The following is a 4,406-nucleotide window of genomic DNA, read 5'->3' as shown; positions in this document are numbered from 1 at the left end:
CAAGGTGAGTTCGTGAGTGACTTTTCTTCCGAGGTCTCGGCCTTGGAATCCGCACTCGGAGTCGTTCTCCATGAACTTCTTCAGCCCGGTGGCCGGTTTGGCGATCACCGCGGCGGCCCCGGCGGCGAGCGCCTCCATGGTGGTCTCGGCGCCCCGGCGGGTCAGCGTCGAGCAGATCACCACCGGCGTGGGCCGCACCGACATGATCTTGTGCAGGAAGGTGAGGCCGTCCATCCGGGGCATCTCGATGTCCAGCACGACGACGTCCGGCCAGGACCGGTTCATGTGCTCCATCGCGAAGATCGGGTCCGGCACCGCGCCGATGACCTCGATCCCGGCGCAGCCACGCAACCGGGCGGCCAGCACCTGCCGGACGACGGCCGAGTCGTCGACGATCAGCACCCGGGTCGGCCCGCCCGTGGATCCGCCCGCGCCGGTCACCGCGGGACCGCCGGGTGCGCGTCCCCGGGCCCGGGGACCCGGCTGCCGAAGGACCGGCTGCCGAAGGACCGGTCGTCGAAGGACCCGTCGTCGGGGGTCCGGTCGTCGAGGGCCCGGAGGCTGCGCAGCCACACGTGGCCGGTGGCGAGCTCGAAGATCAGCCGCCGGGAGCCGTGGCCGCCGAGCCGGCACGTGGTCACCGTGAAACCCTCGCGGTTCAGCAGGTCCAGGCCGGCCCGGGCGTTCTGCGCCGCGATGCTGGGCTGCGGGCCGGCCAGGCCGGGGAACTGGTCCGCGCCGCCGAAGACCTTGACGACGTACTCGCCGGGGCAGGTGCCGTGCCGGTCGGTCTCCCGGCGGAACATCGCCACGGCGTCCTCGGCGTACCGGCCGTCCAGCTCGGACCCGGCGGTGGCGGGATCCCGGCCGGGCAGCAGGTAGTGGCACATCCCGCCGATCTGCCGGGCCGGGTGCCACAGGGTGATCGCGACGCACGAGCCGAGCAGGGTGTGCAGGCGCGTGCCGCCACCGGCGAAGCGGAAGTCACCGGGATGCAGGTGCACGTCGACGGGCTCACGCACGGCCCACCTCCGCCGGGCCGGCGAGCCGGTAGATCGACGGTTCGACCATGCGCAGCGGCGACGGGATCGCGTTGAGCGACTCGGAGCTGCCGATGATCAGGAAGCCGCCCGGGAAGAGCAGCTGCTGCATCCGGTCGACCAGGTCACGCTTGGTCGCCAGGTCGAAGTAGATCATCACGTTGCGCAGGAAGATGACGTCGAAGCGGCCAAGCCGGCGGAAGTCCTCCATCAGGTTCAGGCAGTGGAACTCCACCCGGGCGCGCAGTTCCCGGCAGATCGTCAGCAGGCCCTGGTACTCCTCGCGGCCCCGCAGGCAGTACCGGCGCAGCAGCGGCGGCGGGATCCGCTCGGCGGCCTCGATCGGGTAGAGCGCCCGGCGGGCCGTCTCCACCACGTCGGTGGAGATGTCACTGCCGACGATCTCCCACTGCGCCACCGGCAGCGCGTCGCCGAGGACCATGGCGGCGGTGTACGCCTCCTCGCCGGTGGAACTGGCCGCGCTCCACATCCGCAGCGCCCGGCCCGGTGGCCGCCCCGGCGCGATGACCCGCTCGAGGAACTCGAAGTGCCGCGGCTCGCGGAAGAAGAACGTCTCGTTGGTGGTGAGCAGGTTGATCATCTGGTGCAGCTCGACCTCGTCGTGGCCGTCGCGCAGCAGGGCGAGGTACTCGCCGTAGCCGCCCAGCCCCAGCTGCCGGATCCGCTTGTCGAGCCGGCCCGCCACCAGAGCCTCCTTGCCCGGCGCCAGGGCGATCCCGGTGTGGTCGTGCAGCAGACCGGTGAGCCGGCGGAACTGGTCGTCGGTGAGCTGCTGGACGGCCGCGAGCGGCAGCATCACCGCGGCTCCGGCACGGCGTCGTCGTCGGCCGGCGGGCGGCCCAGGGCGAGGTCGCCGAGGCTGACCATGTCGCAGATGGACAGGACCCGGCTGACGTCCAGCACGATGAGGAAGTCGTCGTCGCGGCGGGCCATGCCGCTGAGGTAGTCGGCGCGGATCCCGGCGCCGAACGCCGGTGCCGGTTCCATCGCGCCCTCGTCGAGGCTGACCACCTTGTTGACCGCGTCGACCAGGATGCCGATGTCCTGGCCACCGTCGGCCTCGGTGAGCCCGGGCGCGCCGGCCTCCGCGCCGGGCAGCACCGCCTCGCGGATGTGCACGATGATGATCGTCGTGCGGCGGCGCACGGCGGTGGTGCCGCGCGCGAAGCGGATCGCCAGGTCGATGACGGGTACGGCCCGCCCGCGCAGGTTGATCACGCCGCGGATGAAGTCGGGCATCATCGGCACCACGGTGAGGCTGCGGTACTCGAGGATCTCCTTGACGTGGAAGATGTCGAGCGCGTACGACTCGCCGTTGAGCGTGAACGTCAGATAACGGGCCGATTCGCCGGCCACGACGGCACCGCGCGCCCCCGCCGCCGACATCGCGGAACTGGTGGTCACCGCCGGTCCTCCCGCCTGCCCGAGCCTGCTGCCGGTGCTATTCGATCAGATCCGTGAAGGCTCCCGCAGGAGCTCAGGTCATAACGCCCGACTGCTCCCGGGATCCCTTTCCGAGCCCGTTGTCGCATTGGTGAAAAACCATTTGCCGGGGGCTTCGCATTCCGCGTTCTCCCTCGTCGGGCGCCGATAGGCTGGCCCGGTCATGGGTGGCGGGCGGTGCGCTCGCGGCCGCGGCGGGGGGACAGAGGGAGCCTGGAAATGGCCGAGTCGGAAACGCGCCGGCATCGCAGCGGATTCTCGTTCCGGGATATGTCGATCGGCTGGAAACTGCGCATCCTGGCGCTGGTCTCGGGGGTCCTGCTGCTGACCGTCGGGCTGGTCGGCATGGTGAGCCTGGCCAACACCCAGGAACGGCTCAACGGGCTGTACTACAGCAACCTGCACGACGTGCGGATGCTCGGTGACGTGCGAGCCGACTACAAACAGGTCCGCATCGACATGCGCAAGCTGGCCATGGCGCAGAACGAGGCCGACACCACGGCGGCCAACCGCTCCCTGGACGCGGCGATCGGCGCGCTCGACGAGGTCTGGGCCACCTTCGCCAAGGACCGGCCGAGCGCGGGCACCGGCAACGGGCAGGCCTTCCTGACCGCGTGGACCTCGTACAAGACCATCGCGACGGACAAGCTGAAGCCGGCCGCCGCCGCGCGCAACTTCGCCCAGTTCAACCAGGTCAGCCGGACCGAGGTGGACCCGGTCTCGGCGGCGATCGACACGGCGATCGACGGGCTGTCCGATCAGGAGGACAACGCGGCGAAGGCCTCGCTGGACGCCTCCACGTCGGCGTACGAGACCTCCCGGATGGTGCTGATCGCGCTCATCGTGATCGCGATCCTGGTGACCTTCGTCGTGGTGCAGCTGATCACCGCGGCGATCGCGCGGCCGCTGCGGGAGACGGTCGACGTGCTGACCGGGCTCGCCGACGGCCGGCTGGACCAGCGCCTCACGGTCCGCGGCCGCGACGAGGTCGGCCGGATGGGCACCGCGCTGAACAGCGCGATGAGCCGGCTGGGGGAGACGGTCAGCACGGTCGTCGACTCCGCCGCGCAGCTGAACCTGGCCTCGAACCAGATCAGCGGCGCCTCGCAGAGCCTGTCGCAGGCAGCGACCGAGCAGGCCGCCAGCGTCGAGGAGACCACGAGCAGCGTCCAGGAGATGACCGCCGGGATCTCGCAGAACAGCGAGAACGCCATCGCCACCGAGGGCATCGCGACCAAGGCCGCGGCCGAGGCCCAGGAGGGCGGCGACGCGGTGCAGCGGACGGTCGCCGCGATGAAGGAGATCACCGGCAAGATCGGCATCATCGACGACATCGCCTTCCAGACCAACATGCTGGCCCTGAACGCCACCATCGAGGCCGCCCGGGCCGGCGAGCACGGCAAGGGCTTCGCGGTGGTGGCGACCGAGGTCGGCAAGCTGGCCGAGCGCAGCCAGGTCGCGGCGCAGGAGATCAGTGAGCTGGCCGCGGGCAGCGTGCAGACCGCCGAGCGGGCCGGCGACCTGCTCAACACCATCATCCCGAGCATCATCCGCACCTCCGACCTGGTGCAGGAGATCGCCGCGGCCAGCGGGGAGCAGTCCACCGGGGTACGCCAGATCAACGTCGCGATGACCCAGATCGGCAAGGTGACCGAGCAGACCGCCTCGTCCAGTGAGGAACTGGCCGCCACCGCCGAGCAGATGTCGGCCCAGACCGCCCAGCTCAAGCAGCTGATGGACTTCTTCGTCACGGACCCGGCCCGGCGGCCGGTGATGACCGGGACGGTGCAGGCCCCGGCCCGCGGCGGCGGGTGGGCCAACGACAGCTACCCGCGCGGCGTGCACAACGACAACAAGGTGCCCGCGGTCAGCCATCACCGTGGTGAGGTCGGCGTCCCCGAT

The 4,406-nt window shown here is 70.8% G+C and carries 5 protein-coding genes; 1 reads left to right on the top strand and 4 read right to left on the bottom strand.

The features are described from left to right. From AB0C29_RS35685 to AB0C29_RS35670, 4 genes are all read right to left on the bottom strand, one after another. A partial coding sequence (locus tag AB0C29_RS35685) for a response regulator (protein ID WP_360829918.1) occupies window positions 1-441 on the bottom strand: 441 nt, incomplete at its 3' end. Then, entirely contained in the window at window positions 438-1,022 is a 585-nt protein-coding gene (locus tag AB0C29_RS35680; RefSeq protein ID WP_360829915.1) for a chemotaxis protein CheD, read from the bottom strand. The genes AB0C29_RS35680 and AB0C29_RS35685, both read right to left, overlap by 4 nt. Next, window positions 1,015-1,857: a CheR family methyltransferase gene (locus tag AB0C29_RS35675; protein ID WP_360829921.1), complete on the bottom strand. Its 843-nt coding sequence runs from the start codon at window positions 1,855-1,857 to the stop codon at window positions 1,015-1,017. The genes AB0C29_RS35680 and AB0C29_RS35675 overlap by 8 nt, the downstream gene beginning before the upstream one ends. Next, the gene (locus tag AB0C29_RS35670) at window positions 1,857-2,465 is read right to left on the bottom strand and encodes a chemotaxis protein CheW (RefSeq protein ID WP_360829912.1); all 609 of its coding nucleotides are present in this window, start codon (window positions 2,463-2,465) and stop codon (window positions 1,857-1,859) included. The genes AB0C29_RS35675 and AB0C29_RS35670 overlap by 1 nt, the downstream gene beginning before the upstream one ends. Window positions 2,466-2,723: 258 nt before the next feature. Here AB0C29_RS35670 and AB0C29_RS35665 point away from each other — a divergent pair. Next, the coding region (locus AB0C29_RS35665) for a methyl-accepting chemotaxis protein (protein WP_360829909.1) at window positions 2,724-4,406 on the top strand (1,683 nt) is incomplete at its 3' end.

The sequence above is a fragment of the Actinoplanes sp. NPDC048791 genome (assembly GCF_040650095.1).
Classification (GTDB): domain Bacteria; phylum Actinomycetota; class Actinomycetes; order Mycobacteriales; family Micromonosporaceae; genus Actinoplanes.
Note: the sequence above shows the minus strand (reverse complement) of the source record. Positions and strands in the feature narration are given on the sequence as shown.

Excerpts from the sequence above, each read along its gene's own strand:
- AB0C29_RS35675 (WP_360829921.1), bottom strand. The coding sequence starts at position 1,857 with ATGCTGCCGCTCGCGGCCGTCCAGCAGCTCACCGACGACCAGTTCCGC.